Source organism: Corynebacterium sp. HMSC11D10 (assembly GCF_001806995.1).
GTDB classification, from domain to species: domain Bacteria; phylum Actinomycetota; class Actinomycetes; order Mycobacteriales; family Mycobacteriaceae; genus Corynebacterium; species Corynebacterium coyleae.
On record NZ_KV787088.1, the window covers coordinates 43,559 to 59,818 of the forward strand.

Here is a 16,260-nt window from a genome sequence, read left to right on the forward strand (position 1 = left end):
GTGGGCTACGGTTGCCACGGTTGTCACAACGTTTTTGAACGGAAAGCGAACGGAAAGCGAACGGAAAGCACAGGCATGTCTGTATCTCTCGAGCACGCCCCGACCGGGGTGGTTGCGTCGTTTCGTTATGCGTTTTCTTCGGGGACGCGGCTTCGTCGTGAAGTACTTGCCGGGCTCACCGTCGCACTCGCCCTGATCCCCGAGGCCATCGCGTTTTCGATCCTCGCCGGCGTCGACCCCGCCGTCGGCCTGTTCGCCTCCGTCACCATGGCTGTGACCATCGCGTTTACCGGCGGGCGGCCGGCGATGATCTCCGCCGCAACCGGCGCAGTCGCCCTCGTCATCGCACCCGTCTCGCGCGAGTACGGCATGGACTACTTCATCGCCACCGTGCTGCTCGCCGGCGTGTTCCAAATCATCCTGGCGGCACTCGGCGTGGCGAAACTGCAGCGCTTCATCCCGCGTTCGGTCATGGTTGGTTTTGTCAACGCCCTCGGCATCCTCATCTTCGCTGCGCAGATGCAGCACCTTATCGACGTCGCCTGGCCCGTCTACGCGCTCACCGCCGCCGGCCTGCTCATCATGGTGTTCTGGCCGAAAATCACCAACGCGGTCCCCGCCCCGCTGGTTACCATCGCGGTGCTGACCACCGTGGTCGTCATCGCTGACATCACCGTGCCCACCGTCTCCGACATGGGCGAACTACCCCGCTCCTTCCCCGCCATGATGATCCCGCACGTGCCGCTGACGTGGGAGACGTTCCAGATCATCGCGCCGTACGCGCTGGCTATGGCAATCGTGGGCCTGTTGGAATCGCTCATGACCGCAAAACTTGTCGACGACATCACCGACACCCACTCCGACAAAACCCGCGAATCCTGGGGCCAGGGCGTGGCCAACATCGTCACCGGCCTCTTCGGCGGCATGGGTGGCTGCGCCATGATCGGCCAAACCCTGATCAACTCCCGCGAAGCCGGCGCCCGCACCCGCCTGTCCACCCTGCTCGCAGGCGTGTTCCTGCTGGTTCTCTTGCTGGCGTTCGGCGATGTTGTGGGCATCATCCCGATGGCCGCGCTCGTCGCCATCATGATCGTCGTCTCCCTTGGCACGATCGACTGGCACTCCATCCACCCGCGCACCCTCAAACTCATGCCGGTGTCCGAAACCATCGTCATGGTGGTCACCGTTGCCGCCACCTTGATCACCAGCAACCTCGCCGTCGGCGTGGTGCTCGGCGTGGTCACCGCCATGATCATGTTTGCCCGCCGCGTCGCCCACCTCGCGTCGGTAGAGAAGGTGGCGGAGCTCGACACTGATGGCGACGGCCGCATCGACACCCGCACCTACCGCATCCACGGCCAACTCTTCTGGGCATCCAGCAACGACCTGGTCTACGCCTTCGACTACGCCGACGACGCCGACCACATCATCATCGATCTCAGCCACGCCGAAATCTGGGACGCCTCCACCGTGGCCACCCTCGGCTCCATCACCCAGAAGTTCCACAACCGCGGCAAAACCGTCACCATCACTGGCCTCGACGGCCCCAGCAAAGCCCGACTCGACCGCCTCACCGGCCAACTCCCGTAGGCTCTTCGCCATGAAGCCTTACAACTACAACGGCGACTACGACGCCGACGGCCTCCCCATCGGGGGATCTGGAGACCGGAGTGGAACTGGCGGCGGACAGGGTGGCGGATTTCTCGGGGGAAACTCGGTTGATCGCTCGCCACTCGGCGCCCCCAATGAACACCGCACCCCCGGCACGCCCGCCCGCAACTACACCATCGGCGCAATCCTCATCGCCATCTGTGTGCTGTCCTTTTCGTTCCTTTCCGGCGCAACCGCCGTGTTCGTTGGCATCTTCGGCGCCATCGCCGGTGCCGTGTTCCTGATCATGGGTGTTCAAGGCAGCAACGACGCACCCAACCTGGAGCAGCACTACTTCGACTCCCAACCCGAGGTGGACTGGGACGACAACTTCAAGCGCGAGTTCGGCGACGGCCGGTAGGTGGTTCGGCTACGGGCCTAGCGCCCCGATCGGCACAACCACCACACCGTCCGCTCGACGGTGTGCAGGCCCACCAGAGGTGACAACGAGCAACACGGTGTGCTGTTCAAGCTGTTCGTCAAACCTCTTAAGGGTGTCTGCCGCGTGATCGAGAATTTCCGGCGTGTACCCAAGTTTGACCTCAACCAGGATGTCGACGCCTTCGTAGTTCACCACCGCATCAACCTCAAGCTTCGTGTTTAGCCGAGCGTGGTACACCGTCTTGCCAGTCAGCGCTCGAAGCTCGTGGAAAACGAGCGACTCGAAAAGCTGCCCAAAGTAACGCGGATCCTGCAACAGTTGCTGAGGACCGCGCTCAAGCGCAGCCATCGCAAAGGACGGGTCCGCAAGGTGACGCTTGGGTGACTTGCGCAAGGTTGCTTTCGACCGAAGGTGCGTAGACCACGCTGGCTGATCCACCGAAATAAAGATCCGGGATAACGCGTCGAGATAATCACGTGCGGTTTCACGAGTGACATCCGCGTCCGTGGCGATAGTTTGAACTTCAATTTCGGTAGCAACCGCGCGAGAGATGGAATGCATCATTCTGCGCACACGCTCCGAGTCTCGCGAGACTTCACCCACAGTGTGGATATCCACATCGGCGACCGTCTGCACGTAATCACGGACGTTTTGCATCGCGTCATCCAAGGAAAGATCCGCGTTGTAAGGAAGGCCTCCGCGACACATTCGCTCAGCAAGTTCCGCCAGCGTCAAGGCGGGGGTTACAAAATCAGGCGCATTGCCCGCAGCAATCTCACTGAGGGAAGCGGAACCGTCCGACTCTCCCGACTCGAACAGGGTCATCGTCGACATCATTAGGCGCGCAAATCTTCCAGCACCAGAATGGCGGGTTGCGTCCACTCCCGGAGCGGTGGAACCCGTGAAGATGAACTGTCCCTTCGCCTTACGAGAATCAATCTCGTGCCGCGCAAAATCCCAAAGACGCGGTTGCAATTGCCACTCGTCGACGAGGCGAGGGGTGCCACCTTCGAGCAGTACGCGCGGGTCGGTCGCCATCGCCAGCGGGACGCTCGGATCAGTTTCAACATTCAAGACACTCCCCGCTTGCCGGCTCGCGGTTTCCGTTTTCCCGCAGCCCTTCGGCCCTTGAATGAGCACTCCACCTTGGCGACGAAGAGCGCTTTCGAGTTGGCCATCTGCAAGCCTTGGAATGTATGAGTTCGACATGCAAAAACCATAGCCGACTACCTGCGCGTTTTGCACTTTGAAACGGTTTCACTTTGCGTTTTGAAACGGTTCTGCTTTGCATTTTGAAACGGTTTCACTTTGCACTTTGAAATTCTGCGAGATAGTCGGCGGAAACATGTCTCGCCGAAACGAAATAACCACTCCGTAGACTCAGGGGCATGCCGAAGATTACTGAGGACACCGTCGCCGAGCACCGCGCCGTACAACACCGCGCGGTGCTTGACGCCGCCGAGCGCCTCATCGTCGAAAACCACGGCAAGGTGCCCACCCTGGCGGAGGTGGCTGCCGCGGTCGGTCTCGCGCGACCCAGCGTGTACCGGTATGCAAAATCCCAACACGACCTGCTGGTCCAGCTCCTCATCGCGGCCACCGACGAGTGGAACGCCGAACTCGAGGCCAAGATTAAAAACGCGCCGCCGGAGCCTCATCAGCGCATCCGCGCCTACGTGGACGCCACCCTGGACCTCTTCGCGCATGGTGGCCACGGCCCACTCATGGCGGCGGCGAAGAACTTCCCGGAGGCGTTTGCCGACGACAACGTGCAACGCTCCCACGCCGGATTCCGCACCATCGTGGCGGACTTTTGCCCTGGCGTATCAGCCGTGGATATCGCGCTGCTCAACTCCGCCATTGCGCGTGCAGCCGAGTTCGCCGCCACACCGGAGGCGTTCAAGGCGGCGCGGGAGACGTTGTACGAGATGGCGGATGTGGTCGTCGATTAGCAACTAGGACTCCCACTTCACCATCTGGCTTGGGCGTGCGAGCACGTTGCGCTTGCTGGCCACGATAAGACGGTCCAGGTCAGCCTGCACCGCGTCCACATCCGCCGGGTTGTACTGGCGCTCCCTGCGCGCCCGGTGCAACTCGGAGCTCGCCGCCTTAAGCGCAACCTTCTGCATTTCAATCGCGCTTTCGCGAGCGCGCTCGAAAGCTGCCATGCGCTCGTCAGTGCTTTCCGGATCCTGCAGGCGCTGCTCCGTAATCGAGTTCAACCACTCCTGCACCATCGTGTACGCCTCCGGCGCATGCTCCTCGCCGTGTTCGCGCACCGCCTTGTGCGCCGCCGCGTACGCCCGCTGGTTCAATTCTTCAATTGCCCGGTCTGCTTCTGGGCCTTTTTGCAGGTCCATCTTCCGCACCAGCCATGGCAGCATGAGGCCGGGGATCACCATCGTGCAGGTCAGCACCGTCAACGCAATGACGGACAGTTCGTGGTGGTACTCGGTTGCCGACGGCGGGATAGCCAACACCAGCGCCAACGTGACCAAACCGCGCATGCCAGACCACGCCATCAGGAGCACCTCCTGCAGGCGCAGTGGCGACACGTGCGTGCGACCCTTGCGCACGTTCAACTTGTACAGCACCCACATCCAGGCCAGACGCACCACAAATGCGACGACGGAGAGCACCACGCCGACTTGTACGGCGGGCCAAATGTAGGTGCCGGCGGTGTCGATAGCATCACGCACGCTCATGCCGATCAACCCGAACGCCACGCCCGTGAACAGCAGCTCCACTGTTTCCCAGAACGAGTGACCGGTCAGGCGGTCCTCCGCTGTCATCGTGGAGCGCGACGACAACTCCACCGCGGCGATCACGATCGCGATCACGCCCGAAGCGTGGATCGCCTCACAACCCGCATAGATGGCGAACGGCAGCACCCACGTAAACGCGGTACGGATCACGGAATCTGGCACCGAGTTTGCAAACAGCGCAGCTAGCCTGCCGACGATCAACCCCACCACCACAGCAACCGCCGCGGCATAAAGGAACTCAACGAATCCCTTGGTGAAGTCCACTTCACCCTCTGCAATCACCGCAGCCATGGCGATGTTGAAGGTGACAATCGAGGCGGCGTCGTTAAACAGCCCCTCCGTCTGCAACGTTCCGGTGATGCGCTTCGGAATGCCAGCCGGTCCCGCCACCGCGTCGACCGCGACTGGGTCCGGCGGGGCGATCGCCGCCGCCAACACCATCGCGGTAGCCAGACTCACACCCGGCAGGATCCACATCGCCGTCGCCGTCAGCGCCGCGATAGTAAGGAACACCAGGATGACCGACATGGTCAGCACCACGTTGAGCTGCGAGCCGATCTGACCCCAACTCGTGCGCCTGGCCAGCGACCACAGCAGTGGCGGCAGGAAGATCGGCAAGATCAGGTGTGTGTCAATGGACACCGTGTCAATGCCTGGAATGAAAATCACCGGCGCCACCACGATGGTCAGCAGCGCCGGCCACGGAATGCCCGTGCGCTCACCAACCGCAGCGACAATGACGGTGGCCAGCAACAATCCGATTAGCGCAATAAACGTTCCCACGCTGGCTCAGCTTACGACGCTGACGCTGGTTCCTCGCCCATCTGCTGAATTCACAGAAATCCGATATCGGCTTCCGCCGGCGACGTGTTGGACGTCATCGGCGACTCCGTCCCGGCCTTCACCACCCCATATGCACTGCTTGCCCACAACGACTCGGCCGAGTTCGGCACCGATGACGACACGGTGGTTGGCATCATCAACCGCTCCGACATCAACCGGTACCTCGTCTCGACGTTCGTCGCCCCGGTCCCGAGCGCCCAGACAAGGATTGTCACTTAGGCAAGGCATGCCTTAGAGTAATCACGTTAGGTCAGGGAGACCTAACGTGAAACTTTTTGACCACCTACGAAAGGTGCAACCTTGGCACTCTTTACCTCTCGCGCCCTGAAGGGGATCGCAGCCACGTTCACTGCGGCGCTCATGCTTGCCAGCTGCTCCAGCGGATCAAGCGATTCAACAACCGCTCCCGAAACTTCCGATGCCAACGGGTCAGAGGAGCGCATTGTGACAATGGGCCTCGGCGACGTCGATACGGTCCTTGCCCTGGGCGAACAACCGGTTGGTTACGCCACCTGGCAACAGGAAGGTACGGGGGACCCTTCCGGACTTGGACCGTGGGCCAAGGACAAGCTCACAGTCGAACCAAACCCGCTCCGGGACACGACCACCGAGTTCAGTACTGACACTGCCGAACAAGTTGCCTCGCTCAACCCGACAAAGATCATTGCAGTGAATAGCGGCCTCGAAGCCGATAAGAGGGCATTACTCGAGCAGATTGCACCAACCACCTTCCCCTCGGATGAGTACCAAGATTGGCAGGTGCCATGGGACGAACAGATTAAGGAAATCTCCAAGGCGTTGAATAAGGAGGCCGAAGGCGAAAAGCTCATCGCCGACTCCGAGAAGGCCTTCCAGGATTTCCGTGAAGCGCACCCCGAGTTGCAAGGCAAAACAGCGGTAATCGGCATGCCTTACGACGGAAAGTTTGGCGTCTACACCTCGGGCGACGGCCGCGGCTCCTTCATCGAAAAACTAGGGTTCAAGATCCCGGAGAAGTTCAACGGCGATGGCTCCAGCTTCTTCCTTGACTGGTCCCCCGAGAACTACGCCGACTTCAACGACGTGGATTACCTCTTCGTGCTGGACTACTACGGCGCAATCGATGCTCTGAAGAACGACGCCACCTTCATGGACCTCGATGTGAATAAGCGTGGCGGGGTCTACTGGTTAGACACAGATACCGCCAACGCAATGAGCATGCCGAACCCCCTCACGATCCCGTACGCAATCGATCAAATCAAAAAGTCGCTCTAGAACACCAGGCGGAAGTGGTGCTTACCGGGGGACAACCAGTGGGCCCCCATTTACTGGGTCTGTTGTCACGACAGCAGGCAGATGAAAAACGCGGTCCAGTAAAGACTCGGTAAGCACCTCAGCGGGCGCACCGACCGCGTCTACCTCGCCACGCTGCATCACGATGAGTTGATCCGAATAGCGTGCTGCGAGGTTCAAATCATGCAGCACCATAAGCACGGTTCTACCCTCCTGATCGGCGAGTTGACGTACGAGCGACAAGACTTCGACAGAGTGAGACAAGTCTAGGTAAGTCGTCGGCTCGTCCAAGAACACGAGCGGAGTCTCCTGAGCTAAGACCATCGCAATCCAAGCGCGCTGACGCTGACCACCAGAAAGTCGCTCGAGCGGACGGTTTGCAAACTCCGTGATATTGGTCAGTTCCATCACCTCATCGACCACACGTGAATCCTCAGCCGAGCTCTGTCGCAACCAAGATCGATGTGGGTGGCGTCCACGGCCAACCAAATCATGCACTGTCAGCCCCTCGGGAGCCACCGGAGTCTGTGGCAACACTGCAAGCTGACGCGCAATCTCGCGGCGCTTCAGATTCGCCATGTCCACGCCGTTCAGCGTTACCGTGCCGCAGTCACGTGTAAGAAGCCCTGCCACAGCACGCAACAGCGTTGACTTGCCACAACCGTTTGGGCCGATGATTGTGGTGATTCCGCCTTTGGACACGTCGAAATCAATGCCCTTGAGGATGACGGAAGCGCCATAACTTACCTTAAGATTTCGGACCTGAAGCATCATATGGACACCTTTCGTGTTGCACGCAACAGCGTGTAAAGCAGCACTGCGCCACCAATTGCAGTTGTGGCTATTCCCACCGGCAGATTCCCCGGCACCAGGGTTCGCACCGCCAAGTCAGCGACGGATACGATCGCCGCGCCAGTAAGCATCGCGGTTCCTAATGGCGGCGTTGCTGCATGTGTGATCTTGCGTCCGATCTGTGGTGCGACAAACGCCACGAAGGCTATCGGCCCAGATGCCGCAATGCCCATCGATGCCAGCATTACAGCCATTAGCATGAGGATCAGCTGGGTACGCCGGGGCTCTACCCCGAGACCAGCAGCAGTGTCCTCCCCCAAAGAGAGTGCCTCAAGCTTGAAGGCTACCCACCGCAATAGTGGAATGACGACCGCCAGTGCAATGAGTACAGCGATGGCGTCGTGCCAACTAGAAGAACCCACCGAACCGGTCACCCACGCCTGCGCCTTGCCTACATCTCGATAGTCAGCACGAACAAGCAGGAACGAGTTGTAGGCCATCGCCAGCGCATTGATGATGATGCCGGCGAAGACAAGCTGGAAAGACCCTAGTCCAGCACCACGACTCAGCCACCAGATTGCCGCAGATACGGTCAGTCCCCCGAGGAATGCACTGAGCGGCACGCCCAATACACGCAGCATCATCCCGGCACTTCCACCAGCGAGTAGCGCGGTCAACGCGAAAGCGGAGGCACCCGAGGTGACCCCCAAGATGTCCGGACTCGCCAGTGGGTTCCTTGTAATGGTCTGGAAAATTGCCCCGGCAAAGCCCAGCGCAGCACCTACCCCCAGCGCCGTGACCACTCGTGGCAGGCGCCACTCGAGAACTACAGTCCGGGTCAACTCTGCCGTTTGGCCCATGAGAGCGGAAACTACGTCTCGAACCGATAGCTCGAAATCTCCAACCATCACGCCCCCGAGGGCAGCGGCTAGGGCCAGCACCGCAAGAGCAGTGTTTATCGCAAAAACCCGCATCAGAGTTTCGTCCCCTTCCGCAAGATATGCAGTGCAAATGGGGCCCCAACGAAGGCGAGTGTGATGCCCACCTGTAATTCTCCAGGGCGCGCGATGACGCGACCAATAACGTCAGCAAGCAAGAGCAACGTCGCCCCAGCCAGCGCGGAACACGGCAGCACCCAGCGGTAGTCCGGGCCGGTGAGGCTACGCACGAGGTGCGGAACAACCAGGCCAACGAACCCGATCGGTCCGGCTCCAGCCACCGCTGCGCCAGTAAGCAATGCAACCAGGACGATACCCAAGGTCCGCGCGATAGAAACTCGGACGCCAAGTGCATTTGCAACGTCATCCCCCAAGTTCAGGAGGTTTAGCTGATTCGCTGAAGCAAAGGCGCCCACGAGCCCAAGAACAATCACGGGAGCAAGGACCGTGACCACCTGCATATCGCGTCCGGCGATAGCACCCGCTGTCCAAAACCGCATCTCATTAAGGCTTCGCGTATGCGTCAGTACGATGCCGCTCGTCAGCGCAGAACAAACCGCACCCAACGCGGAACCACCAAGCACCACCGTGATCGGCGTAGATCCCAGGCTTCTCATGCTGAGCACGAACACAAGCGCTACCGCAAGTATCGCCCCGAGAAATCCCACCCCGACAGTGCCCAATACCGTCATTGACCCATAAAAGGAAATGGCTGCTGCCACAGCAAGCGCCGCGCCAGGCCCGACGCCCAGCAGGTTTGTGTCTGCTAACGGGTTTCGGGTGTGTCCCTGCAGCAGTGCGCCCGCAGTGCCCAGCGCTGCTCCCACCAGCAGACCAAGCAGAGTGCGCGGAACACGGAGCTGCGCGATGATCTTCGCCTCATCGCTGGACGCCTCAGACTGTTCGTCTGCATCCGAGAACGCCAGCATGAGTCCATCACGAACCGCGCTCACCGTCGCCTCGAAACCCATTTCGCGCGCCCCGATCAACAGCGACACCAGCGCTGCACACACAGTGGAAATCACAAGGAGGGCGACAAGCCCAACACGTTTAGTCACGCTGTAACTCCGTTACCGCCAGTATCCCATGAACGACACGTGGTGACGAGGCACTCCCGCCTCACCCACCAGAAGCCGCCGCATCGCCGTCACAGCCGTATTCTTCCCAGCGATCCAGTAGTAGGTGTGCCCTGCAGTACCCGACGTGGGACCTATCAATTCTCCACTGCTGGAATACGTGGGTGTCTCCCAGACTTCATCGAGCTGGGCTTCATCCACAAGGCCAGTTTTTCCAGTTTCCAACGAAGCGGAGGCACAACGGGATCCAACTTCCTGTTTCAGCTGCGCAAGAAGCAAGCCTCCGTAGTCGAAGTCACCCTCTTCACGAAAGTGCCAACGGATATCAACCTGTGAAGGGGAGTCGATGGGCAGGTGATTGCCGGCGGGCACCTCGATATCAACCGAACCGGCGAGCCCCTCGGGCCAATCCCCCAAGATACGAGCCATTGCAGGCAACGCGGTTTCATCGCCGTAAAGACGCACAATCGCAGCAGATCCGGGGTCAAACTCAATACCAACACCGGAATCATCGTCGCGGGTTGGTCCAATAATCAGCAGCTGCTGCCCAGGGTGTGCGTCCTGCGCCCACGCCGAGGCGGGACCGGGACTATCGCTGTGCAAAACAAAATCCACATCCAATTCGTCAGGGCCTTCAGCACTTCGCCGGAACTCCCGAATGGAATAGGTACGCAGGTGTCCGCGCATATGCTCCGGCATCGCACGCCACGTCTCCCACCACCCCTCTTCCGGAAGCTCGAACAGACCACTGACAGGCGGGATCAGTAGCTTGATACGCAAATCCCTGATAGGAACGGCGGGTCCCATGTCGTCGACCCCGGTGAACGTCACCCGCTGGAAACTCGGCGCAATGCGTTCACTGCGGACGACGGTTGCAAGGAAAGGTCTAAAACTCACCCCGCAAACTATATAGGCTTGCCTATCCTAAGGAAAGCATTGAGGTGAGCAGTCCCGGCGCCCGTGTAGCCGGCCAAACGGCTAGTCGCCTTTAAGACCGGTGACGGCACGGGCGCGGGCATCATCAACCGCCCTGACATCAACCGGTACCTCGTGTCCGCCTTCGTCGCCCCGGTCCCGAGCGCCTAGCCACCCGGCTGCGGAGTTGTTTGAAACAACTATGAAACAACTCGCTATAAAACTGACCCGAAATTAAACCATCGCCGCAGGTCACAATAGTTGTTTCGAGTTGTTTGGAGTTGTTTATACCGAAACCCACCGGACACTCGGGCCTCGCGTTGGGCTCCCGTCGGCGATTTTCGCTTTCCCTAGGTCCCGAAGGTGGCGAAGGATTCGGCTCACCGATTCACGCTCGACGCCGAGTTCATTCGCAACCTCACGAGCGTTCAGGGACTTCCCCTCGCGCAACTGAGCAACGATCCAGTCCTCGGTAGTCACGGATGCAATCACAGTGGAACCGTTTTCCTCAAACGCCGTCCGTGCTCGAGCAGACAATATCCACTCGGGGGCATCCCGCAAAGGTTCTAGGAAGCCCTGACTTGCGTACCACCCCAAGTATTCTTGGGCCTGCGCTTCCGGGACTTGCATGAGTCGGGCCGCCGTGGACGTCATCAAAATCTGGTTGTTCGCCAGATGACGCGCCACTAAGAGCCCATTTACGCTATTGAATATCGCCTCTCCGAACTCAGCACGCAGCAGGTACAGCGACTTAATAAAAGCCGAATCGACGTTTCCGGCGGGCAACGTGACCTCCACAAACGGTCCATCGGCATTCAGACTAGGCGCTTGTCTACCACTGGCGAGCATGGAGACCCACATGCGATCGAAGCCTCGCGAAGACTCTTCAGCGAGGCCCAACCGCCGCAATGCACCCATCAGAATCGGGTTACGCGGGATCGATTGGGTGGTCAGAATCCTTTCCTCAGGCACGCCGACAGGGAGACCACCAGGAGACCAAACGGTCAGACTGGTCGGAGACTGATCAACAACGATTGCAGTGGTCGCTCCCCAGTCGCGGTGCGCGAATGCGTTGGAAACAATTTCGTCTACAGCAGCCGCAGGAAACGCCGGAATGGGAAACTCTTGCCCGTTCGGGAGTTGCACTCGCGCAATTTCCTGCGACGTGTGAGCCTTAATCAACGCACGAAGCTGTTCTGATGCAGTAATCAACGGTGCGGAGATCTCGGTGACTTTCGGATCGCCACTGGGCACGTCGCGAAGCAAGTGTCGCACGACCGTCCGGTTGCGCAGCGGCTGCATGAAGAGAATTTCTGCCGCAAAGGTCAGCGCGCCATCGGGCGTAAACAATCCCAACTCACTGCAGAGTTCAAGACTCGTCTGGGGTACAGGAGAGTCATCACCCAAGGCATGCTTCCGGTTGGCAAGGAGTGCTTTAGCCTGCTCGATTGCCTTAGGATCGAGATCTTCAGGGCTTCGTCGAGACGCAGTAGCGCTCAGGTCAGGGTTCGAACGGGACAGGTGAATACTGCGACGCTCATCCTCGCCCAGAGGGACGCAGTTTTTCCCGACACGTTTACTGGCTTGGCCTTTGGAACGCTGATACAGCGCCATCCCCCGTGGGATGCGCAATGCAATCAAACGCTTGCCGCAGCGCTCGATTTCAGAAGCTTCGACCTGAATATGAGGCTGCGTCTTGCTGTAAATCTTTTCCACCAACCAGTCGCATGAGCGATCGGTGCCAGTGAACGCAGCAGGGCCTGCCTTCTTGTCATTGACGCCAAGGACGATGTAGGCGACACCGCCGTCGGCGTTGGAGAAACAAATGACCTCGTCGACAAGAAACTCCACAAGCCCCGCATCGGGGTTCTTGTTCATCGGGTGGACAGCAGGATCTTCCTTGAAATCCAGCACCTGGGATTCCCAGCTCCCAGCGCTATCTCCGGCCTCAATTGCCGACAGCGCTTCCTCCACACCCTCAAAACCCGAATCGAGCATGGGCTCAGAATAACAAAAGTTGTTTCAAAGTTGTTTGAAACAACTCCGAAACAACTTACCGCAAAACTCGCCCGAAATCAGCCCATCCGAGCAGGTCAGCATAGTTGTTTGGAGTTGTTTTGGGTTGTTTATAACTCGACCGTCGTGCCGTCGATCACCTTGGACGGCACACCGATCTTGCCGGCGGCGCGCACGTCAGCGAACCCGTCAAGCGAGTCGCGCAGGGTGAGGAAGCGTTTGAGGTTGCGCAGGTTGGTGACGTCGAGAAGTTCGGCGTCGCCGAAGGCCTGCGGGTCTGCCTTAAACTGCGCGATCACGTCGGTGCAGTCGGGGCAGTCGGGGTGAACGAAAATCTCAGCGCTCACAAGTACCTCCTAGTGGCCGCGCGGCTGGGACAGTGGCTCGCCGGACTCGAAGAACGGACGGAGCTGGTTGTCGAACAGGGTCAGCGCAGACGCGATGGCCATGTGCATGTCCAGGTACTGGTAGGTACCCAGGCGGCCGCCGAAGAGGACGTTGTGTTGTTCGGATTCTTCCGCCGCGAGTCGTCGATAAGCCTCGAGCTTCGCGCGGTCCTCGGGGGTGTTAATCGGGTAGTACACCTCGTCGTCACCCTCGGCGAAGCGGGAGTATTCCTTGACAATGACGGTCTTGTCGGTGGGGTACTCGGTGCGCTCCGGGTGGAAGTGGCGGAACTCGTGGATGCGGGTGTAGGGGACGTCGGCGTCGTTGTAGTTCATCACCGAGGTGCCCTGGAAGTCGCCGGTGTTCAGCACTTCCTGCTCAAAGTCGAGGGTGCGCCAGCCGAGGTGGCCTTCGGCGTAATCGAAGTACTGGTCGAGCGGACCGGTGTAGACCACTGGTGCGTCGGGGTTTTCGGCGCGGATGTCGTCGCGGACGGTGAACCAGTCGGTGTCGGTGCGGACGTCGATAAGTTCGTGCTCCGCCATCTTCTCCAGCCAGGCGGCGTAGCCGTCGACGGGCAGGCCTTCGTACTTGTCGTTGAAGTAGCGGTTGTTAAAGGTGTAGCGCACTGGCAGGCGGGAGATGATCTCCGGCGGCAGGTCAGTCGGGTCGGTCTGCCACTGCTTGGCGGTATAGTGCTTCACAAACGCCTCGTAGAGCGGCTTGCCGATCAGGGCGATGCCGCGCTCTTCCAGGTTGGTCGCGGCGGCTGGGTCGAGGCCTTCGCGCTGCTGTTCGATGAGCTTCTTCGCTTCGTCCGGCGAGTAGTAGCGGCCGAAGAACTGATTGATCAGGCCGAGGCCCATGGGGAATTGGTAGGCGGTGCCGTCGTGCATCGCAAACACGCGGTGCTGGTAGTCGGTGAACGAGGTAAAGCGGTTGACGTATTCCCACACGCGCTCGTTCGACGTGTGGAAGAGGTGCGCGCCGTATTTGTGCACCTCGATGCCGGTTTCCGGCTCCTGCTCCGAGTAGGCGTTGCCGCCGATGTGGTTGCGCTTTTCCACCACCAGCACGCGTTTGCCCAGCTCGCTCGCCGCTTGCTCGGCCACGGTAAGGCCGAAGAACCCTGATCCAACAACAATGAGGTCGTATGCCATGCGGTCTATTTTCGCACAGTTGCTTATCGACGACACCACGCCGCGACACGCCACAAAAGCCTCAAGTCTTTCTTGAGACTTTAAATTGCACTACACTGCGTTCCAGTCACAATTGCCACTATTTTCACAAGAAGTGTCAGGAGTTTTACCGTGCAACAACGCCGTAGTCTTCAGGGCGGTGCGGTCCGACCACGCCGGGCCGTAGTCCTGCCTGCCGTGGTGTCCGTTCTCCTCGTGGTGGCTCTCGTCGCTACGCAAGTGTTCAGCGGCAACCGCATCCTCCACGTCCAATCCCTCGGCGCCGGCGCACCCGAGGTGTACACGGCGTCCGAGTCCTTCGCGTCGGGTGCGAACATCACTGTCGACGACGCCGCCATCCGCACCCAAGGCGGCGAAGAAGGCGAAGTACGCCGCGTGGTCAAGGAGTTCACCAACGACCGCGAGTTCTCTCTCGTCGGCTTGACCTGGACCGGCGACCGCGACATCGCCGCCTTCGTCCGCTCCCAGCAGGCCGACGGCACCTGGTCAGAATGGTTCGAAATGGACCCGATCGACCCGCCGAAGGGCAGCGACAAGTTCGGCACCGAACCGATCTTCGTGGGCAAAACCAAGCGCGTCCAGGTCTCCACCGGCGGCGTTGATCTTCTCGACGGCGGCCGCACCGACTCCGGCGCACCCACCACCGCCAAGGACCTCAACGCTGTCTTCCTCGACGGCGGCGAAGGCCAAACCCAAGGCGGCATCAACCCGGTCGCGGACTCCTACACCTGGGGCATGCCCAAGGTGATCACCCGCGCACAGTGGGGTGCAGGCTCCAGCCAGGCCCCGTACTACTCCGAACCAACCACCGCAGCGACCGTGCACCACACCGCAGGCTCCAACAACTACACCGAGGCCCAGGCACCCGGCATCGTCCGCGGCATCTGGAACTACCACGCCCGCACCCTGGGCTGGGGTGACATTGGCTACCACGCGCTCGTGGATAAGTACGGCAACATCTACGAAGGCCGCGCAGGCGGCATGGACCGCGGACCGCAAGGCGCACACGTCGGCGGATTCAACCAAAACACCTGGGGCGTATCCATGCTTGGCGATTACCAAAGCGCCCAGCCCACCACCGCAGCACTGCGCGCCATGGGCGAAATCATCGGCTGGAAGGCAGCCGTCGCCGACTTCAACCCAATGGGCTACAGCTACCACCAGGCAGAATTCAGCTTCAAGGGCTCCAAGTACTCGGCTGGCCAGGGTGCATCGTTTAGCAACATCAACGCTCACCGTGACTTCCACTACAGCACCTGCCCAGGCGACAACCTGTACTCCAAACTGCCCATGATCCGCGCCACCGCCGCAGCGAAGTACCGCACGCTCAAGGCCGGCAACCGCGCAGGCCTGGGCAACCGCGGCACCGAGTCGACCGCTGTCACCACCACGGCGCAGTCCCCGGCATTGCCAGGCGACACGGTGAACCCCACGGATCCGACCGGCAACACCGGCAATCAGGGCAGCACCGGCAACAACGCCACAGGCGTTCTCACCGGCCTGACCTCCGGCGACCCGATCGCCATCGCCACCGCGGCCGGCACCGTCATCGGCGCAATCCTGCTGTTCCTGGCTGCACGCGACATGCTCCCCGGCGTCAGCGAACGCCAGGGGGTGGAGGTCTTCCAGGGCCTCAACCTCGCACAGGTCTCGGAGTTGGCCCAAAAGATTGGCCCGGCCGTCGGCCCAGCGCTCAACGCCTTCGGTGCCACCGAGGCCGCCGCCGTCTGGACCGCGCTCGAGCCCACCCTGGGCAAACTCATCGCAGGCGTTGGCGGACCGACCGGCCCGGCGATCACCTTCTACTCCAACGGCATCGCCGCGCGTAATGACCAGGGCGAGATCATCGCGCTCGTCGGCAAGATTGCGGAGGCCTGGCTGCAGCAAGGCCTCGACGCAGGCCCACTCGGCATGCCGATCACCCGCGAGTACTACCCGACCAGCGACGTCGTCCGCGTCGACTTCGAAGGCGGCTCCATCACCTACAACCCGGTCACCAACGCGGTGGACATCTCCACCCGCTAG

15 protein-coding genes are annotated in these 16,260 nt (G+C 60.5%); 6 read left to right on the top strand and 9 right to left on the bottom strand.

Annotated features, from left to right (window positions below):
* Positions 1-75 precede the first annotated feature (75 nt).
* Both HMPREF3120_RS10675 and HMPREF3120_RS10680 read left to right on the top strand, forming a co-directional pair.
* Entirely contained in the window at positions 76-1,590 is a 1,515-nt protein-coding gene (locus tag HMPREF3120_RS10675; RefSeq protein ID WP_070453283.1) for a SulP family inorganic anion transporter, read from the top strand.
* A 10-nt stretch (positions 1,591-1,600) separates the two neighbouring features.
* A complete protein-coding gene (locus HMPREF3120_RS10680) occupies positions 1,601-2,011 on the top strand; it encodes a hypothetical protein (protein WP_070453285.1) in 411 nt (136 codons plus the stop codon).
* Between the two features lie 9 nt (positions 2,012-2,020).
* Here the strand turns inward: HMPREF3120_RS10680 and HMPREF3120_RS10685 are convergent, their stop codons facing one another.
* Positions 2,021-3,241 (bottom strand): ATP-binding protein, encoded by a 1,221-nt coding sequence (locus tag HMPREF3120_RS10685; RefSeq protein ID WP_070453288.1) that lies wholly within the window; start codon positions 3,239-3,241, stop codon positions 2,021-2,023.
* A gap of 179 nt (positions 3,242-3,420) precedes the next feature.
* Here HMPREF3120_RS10685 and HMPREF3120_RS10690 point away from each other — a divergent pair, with 179 nt between their 5' ends.
* Complete coding sequence (locus HMPREF3120_RS10690) at positions 3,421-3,984, top strand: TetR/AcrR family transcriptional regulator (RefSeq protein WP_070453291.1); 564 nt, start codon at positions 3,421-3,423, stop codon at positions 3,982-3,984.
* Between the two features lie 3 nt (positions 3,985-3,987).
* On the opposite strand, the gene HMPREF3120_RS10695 is transcribed toward HMPREF3120_RS10690, so the two are convergent.
* On the bottom strand, positions 3,988-5,580 hold the full coding sequence (locus HMPREF3120_RS10695) for a cation:proton antiporter (RefSeq protein WP_070453294.1): 1,593 nt from the start codon (positions 5,578-5,580) through the stop codon (positions 3,988-3,990).
* A gap of 84 nt (positions 5,581-5,664) precedes the next feature.
* On the opposite strand from HMPREF3120_RS10695, the gene HMPREF3120_RS10700 reads away from it, so the two are divergent.
* Both HMPREF3120_RS10700 and HMPREF3120_RS10705 read left to right on the top strand, forming a co-directional pair.
* Positions 5,665-5,859 carry a hypothetical protein gene (locus HMPREF3120_RS10700; RefSeq protein ID WP_070453297.1) on the top strand — a complete coding sequence of 65 codons (195 nt, stop codon included), beginning with the start codon at positions 5,665-5,667 and terminating at the stop codon, positions 5,857-5,859.
* Between the two features lie 81 nt (positions 5,860-5,940).
* Complete coding sequence (locus HMPREF3120_RS10705) at positions 5,941-6,894, top strand: ABC transporter substrate-binding protein (protein ID WP_246815478.1); 954 nt, start codon at positions 5,941-5,943, stop codon at positions 6,892-6,894.
* A gap of 21 nt (positions 6,895-6,915) precedes the next feature.
* Here the strand turns inward: HMPREF3120_RS10705 and HMPREF3120_RS10710 are convergent, their stop codons facing one another.
* The 7 genes from HMPREF3120_RS10710 to glf form a co-directional block, all read right to left on the bottom strand.
* Positions 6,916-7,686, bottom strand: coding sequence for an ABC transporter ATP-binding protein (locus tag HMPREF3120_RS10710; protein WP_070453300.1), 771 nt, complete (start codon positions 7,684-7,686; stop codon positions 6,916-6,918).
* Positions 7,683-8,678: a FecCD family ABC transporter permease gene (locus HMPREF3120_RS10715; RefSeq protein ID WP_070453303.1), complete on the bottom strand. Its 996-nt coding sequence runs from the start codon at positions 8,676-8,678 to the stop codon at positions 7,683-7,685. The genes HMPREF3120_RS10710 and HMPREF3120_RS10715 overlap by 4 nt, the downstream gene beginning before the upstream one ends.
* A complete protein-coding gene (locus HMPREF3120_RS10720) occupies positions 8,678-9,700 on the bottom strand; it encodes a FecCD family ABC transporter permease (protein WP_070453305.1) in 1,023 nt (340 codons plus the stop codon). Before HMPREF3120_RS10720 ends, HMPREF3120_RS10715 begins: the two co-directional genes overlap by 1 nt.
* 12 nt (positions 9,701-9,712) lie before the next feature.
* A complete protein-coding gene (locus tag HMPREF3120_RS10725; protein WP_070453308.1) occupies positions 9,713-10,615 on the bottom strand; it encodes a siderophore-interacting protein in 903 nt (300 codons plus the stop codon).
* A gap of 303 nt (positions 10,616-10,918) precedes the next feature.
* Positions 10,919-12,631 carry an RNA-binding domain-containing protein gene (locus HMPREF3120_RS10730; protein ID WP_070453310.1) on the bottom strand — a complete coding sequence of 571 codons (1,713 nt, stop codon included), beginning with the start codon at positions 12,629-12,631 and terminating at the stop codon, positions 10,919-10,921.
* Between the two features lie 128 nt (positions 12,632-12,759).
* Positions 12,760-12,996 (bottom strand): hypothetical protein, encoded by a 237-nt coding sequence (locus HMPREF3120_RS10735; RefSeq protein WP_070423337.1) that lies wholly within the window; start codon positions 12,994-12,996, stop codon positions 12,760-12,762.
* A gap of 9 nt (positions 12,997-13,005) precedes the next feature.
* Entirely contained in the window at positions 13,006-14,196 is a 1,191-nt protein-coding gene (gene glf / locus HMPREF3120_RS10740) for a UDP-galactopyranose mutase (protein ID WP_070453312.1), read from the bottom strand.
* 150 nt (positions 14,197-14,346) lie between these two features.
* On the opposite strand from glf, the gene HMPREF3120_RS10745 reads away from it, so the two are divergent.
* Complete coding sequence (locus HMPREF3120_RS10745; protein ID WP_246815479.1) at positions 14,347-16,260, top strand: N-acetylmuramoyl-L-alanine amidase; 1,914 nt, start codon at positions 14,347-14,349, stop codon at positions 16,258-16,260.

Bases quoted from the DNA above. Each gene is read 5' to 3' on its own strand.
- HMPREF3120_RS10675 (WP_070453283.1), top strand. From the start codon at position 76: ATGTCTGTATCTCTCGAGCACGCCCCGACCGGGGTGGTTGCGTCGTTT.
- HMPREF3120_RS10680 (WP_070453285.1), top strand. From the start codon at position 1,601: ATGAAGCCTTACAACTACAACGGCGACTACGACGCCGACGGCCTCCCC.
- HMPREF3120_RS10685 (WP_070453288.1), bottom strand. From the start codon at position 3,241: ATGTCGAACTCATACATTCCAAGGCTTGCAGATGGCCAACTCGAAAGC.
- HMPREF3120_RS10690 (WP_070453291.1), top strand. From the start codon at position 3,421: ATGCCGAAGATTACTGAGGACACCGTCGCCGAGCACCGCGCCGTACAA.
- HMPREF3120_RS10710 (WP_070453300.1), bottom strand. From the start codon at position 7,686: ATGATGCTTCAGGTCCGAAATCTTAAGGTAAGTTATGGCGCTTCCGTC.
- HMPREF3120_RS10715 (WP_070453303.1), bottom strand. From the start codon at position 8,678: ATGCGGGTTTTTGCGATAAACACTGCTCTTGCGGTGCTGGCCCTAGCC.
- HMPREF3120_RS10730 (WP_070453310.1), bottom strand. From the start codon at position 12,631: ATGCTCGATTCGGGTTTTGAGGGTGTGGAGGAAGCGCTGTCGGCAATT.
- glf (WP_070453312.1), bottom strand. From the start codon at position 14,196: ATGGCATACGACCTCATTGTTGTTGGATCAGGGTTCTTCGGCCTTACC.